Origin of the sequence: Bradyrhizobium sp. (assembly GCF_036009065.1) — a bacterium.
Classification (GTDB): domain Bacteria; phylum Pseudomonadota; class Alphaproteobacteria; order Rhizobiales; family Xanthobacteraceae; genus Bradyrhizobium.
Genome location: NZ_DASYMN010000013.1, coordinates 1 through 2,639 on the forward strand (window position 1 = coordinate 1; position 2,639 = coordinate 2,639).

The following is a 2,639-nucleotide window of genomic DNA, read 5'->3' on the forward strand; positions in this document are numbered from 1 at the left end:
GGCGGATTCAACCGATCGTCGCAACACTCCAGCAAAGGAGGTTGCGATGAAGAGATACGGGCGCGTTTTGGATAGCGGTGAGCGGGCAGCTTTGCGATCGCCAGGCCGGTCTCAAGAAGCACTGCGGGAGAATTGTAGACAATTCTGGGTGGCGATTGCCTCGGGGCGATCGAGCGAGGATGCTGGCGTTGACGCCGGGGTGTCGCCGGCTGTCGGCGTACGGTGGTTTCGGAGGGCGGGTGGCATGCCCCCGACGCATTTCTCGCAGTCGTCAAAACCTTTATCAGGGCGCTACCTTTCGTTCACCGAACGTGAGGAGATCGCCATCTTGCGCGCGCAGGGGAACGGGGTGCGAGCCATCGCTCGGCTGCTCGATCGCCCTCCATGCACGATCTCTCGTGAACTCCTGCGCAATGCGGCGCGCCGCCACGGCGCTCCAGAATATCGAGCGACCACGGCACAATGGCATGCCGATCGGTCCGCTCGACGGCCAAAGCCGGCGAAGTTGGCGGTTAATCCAATCCTGCGAGATTATGTGCAAGACAGGCTTGCCGGTATGATCGCCAGGCCGGACGGGATCCCCCTCGTCGGCCCGAAGGTGGTGTGGAAGGGGCGCCGGGCTGTGCATCGACAGCACCGACGCTGGGCGACGGCGTGGAGCCCGGAACAGATTTCTCGTCGCCTTCGGCTCGACTTTCCCGAGGATGAGATGATGCGCATCAGTCACGAGGCGATCTATCAGGCACTTTATGTGCAAGGTCGAGGAGCGTTGCGCCGTGAACTGTCGGCCTGCTTGCGCACCGGGCGGGCGCTGCGGATGCCGAGGGTGCGCACGCGCAGGCCAGGCAGGACCTTCATCTCTCCTGAGATCATGATCAGCCAACGTCCGGCGGAGGCCGCCGATCGAGCCGTGCCGGGCCACTGGGAAGGTGACCTCATCATAGGTCTTGGAAGTTCCGCGATCGGCACCTTGGTGGAGCGCACCACACGTTTCACCATGCTGCTGCACCTGCCGCGCATGACGGGCCATGACCGGGAAGCTCGCGTGAAGAAAGGACCCGCACTCGCCGGACATGGTGCTGAAGCCGTGCGCGACGCCATCACCCGCGCGATCTCAACCATGCCTGAGCAACTGCGTCGGTCGCTGACCTGGGATCAAGGAGCTGAGCTGGCTCAGCACGCACGCCTGAAGATCGACGCGGGCATGCAGGTCTACTTCTGCGATCCTCACAGCCCTTGGCAGCGCGGTACCAACGAGAACACCAACGGGTTGCTACGCCAGTACTTTCCCAAAGGCACCGATCTCAGCGCTCACAACGCCGATGACCTTGAGTCCGTAGCCCTTGCACTCAACACCAGGCCCCGGAAAACTCTTGGCTGGAAAACACCGGCCGAAACTCTCGACGAATTCCTACGATTGAGCCATACACAAAGTGTTGCGACGACCGGTTGAATCCGCCCTGGGTCGCCCGGTCAAGCCGGGCGATGACGTCTGTAGTTCTCTCACCCCGCCGCAATCACCGTCGCGCGCTGGAATGCGGGGCGTGCCGAACACGCCTCGATGTAACGGTCGAAAGACGGCCGCGACGGCGTAACTTACAGCTGCCCGAGCAGCGTATCGCCGCCGGAAACCTCGACCTTGCCTGGCGCCGGCTCGAGGTTGAGCTTCTTGACGACGCCATCATCCACCAGCATCGAGTAGCGCTTGGAGCGGATGCCGAGGCCGTTGCCGGAGGCGTCGAGCTCCATGCCGATCGCCTTGGCGAATTCGGCGTTGCCGTCGGCGAGAAACACGGCTTCGTCGCGCTGGTCGGTGTCGCGCTTCCAGGCGTTCATGACGAAGGCGTCATTGACCGAGACGATCGCGATGGTGTTCACGCCCTTGTCCTTGATGGCGTAGGCGTTGAGGAAAATGCTCGGCAGATGCATCTTGTGGCAGGTGCCGGTATAGGCGCCGGGGACGGCGAACAGCGCGACCTTCTTGCCCTTGAAGATGTCGTCTGTGGTCTTGACCTGCGGACCTTCCGCCGTCATCACGCGAAACTTCGCCTCGGGCAGCTTGTCGCCAACTTGGATGGTCATGGTCAATTCTCCTTGAATGTGCCGATGTTTCTTAGAGCATTTTGCGGGGGGATGGGAAGCGGGTCACTATCGTTTGATGAGGCCGTCATTCCGGGGCGCGCAAAGCGCGAACCCGGAATCTCGAGATTCCGGGTCTGGTCCTTCGGACCATCCCGGAATGACGAAACCCAACTAGGAACCCCGCATGCCGGTGCCAACGCACACCTTCGAGCCGCCGTTCAACATCATCCGGTCCAGCCACGTCGTGCTCGATGTCGTGGACCTCAATGCCAGCCGCGCGTTCTACGAGACCACGGTGGGGCTGCATGTCGAGGACGGCGACGACGGCGCGGTGTATCTGCGCGGCAGCGAGGAGCACCAGCATCACTCGCTGGTGCTGCGCAAGGCGGCGCGTGCGGCCTGCAACCGCCTCGGCTTCAAGGTCGGCAACGAGGCCGATCTCGACAAGGCCGCGGTTTTCTTCTCGGAAAACGGCATCGCCTACGGCTTTGCCGAGCAGCCGTTTCAGGGCCGTACGCTGCAGTTCACCGATCCCTTCGGCTTCCAGATCGAACTCT

3 protein-coding genes are annotated in these 2,639 nt (G+C 62.6%); 2 read left to right on the forward strand and 1 reads right to left on the reverse strand.

All coding sequences use genetic code 11. The annotated features are described in order from the left end of the window. Positions 1-46: 46 nt before the first annotated feature. Complete coding sequence (locus VGP39_RS00530; protein WP_327566162.1) at positions 47-1,453, forward strand: IS30 family transposase; 1,407 nt, start codon at positions 47-49, stop codon at positions 1,451-1,453. Between the two features lie 143 nt (positions 1,454-1,596). Here the strand turns inward: VGP39_RS00530 and VGP39_RS00540 are convergent, their stop codons facing one another. Further along, positions 1,597-2,082, reverse strand: a complete 486-nt coding sequence (locus VGP39_RS00540) for a peroxiredoxin (RefSeq protein WP_327566160.1) — start codon at positions 2,080-2,082, stop codon at positions 1,597-1,599. Between the two features lie 184 nt (positions 2,083-2,266). Between VGP39_RS00540 and VGP39_RS00545 the strand changes: the two genes are divergently transcribed. After that, a partial coding sequence (locus tag VGP39_RS00545) for a VOC family protein (protein WP_327566161.1) occupies positions 2,267-2,639 on the forward strand: 373 nt, incomplete at its 3' end.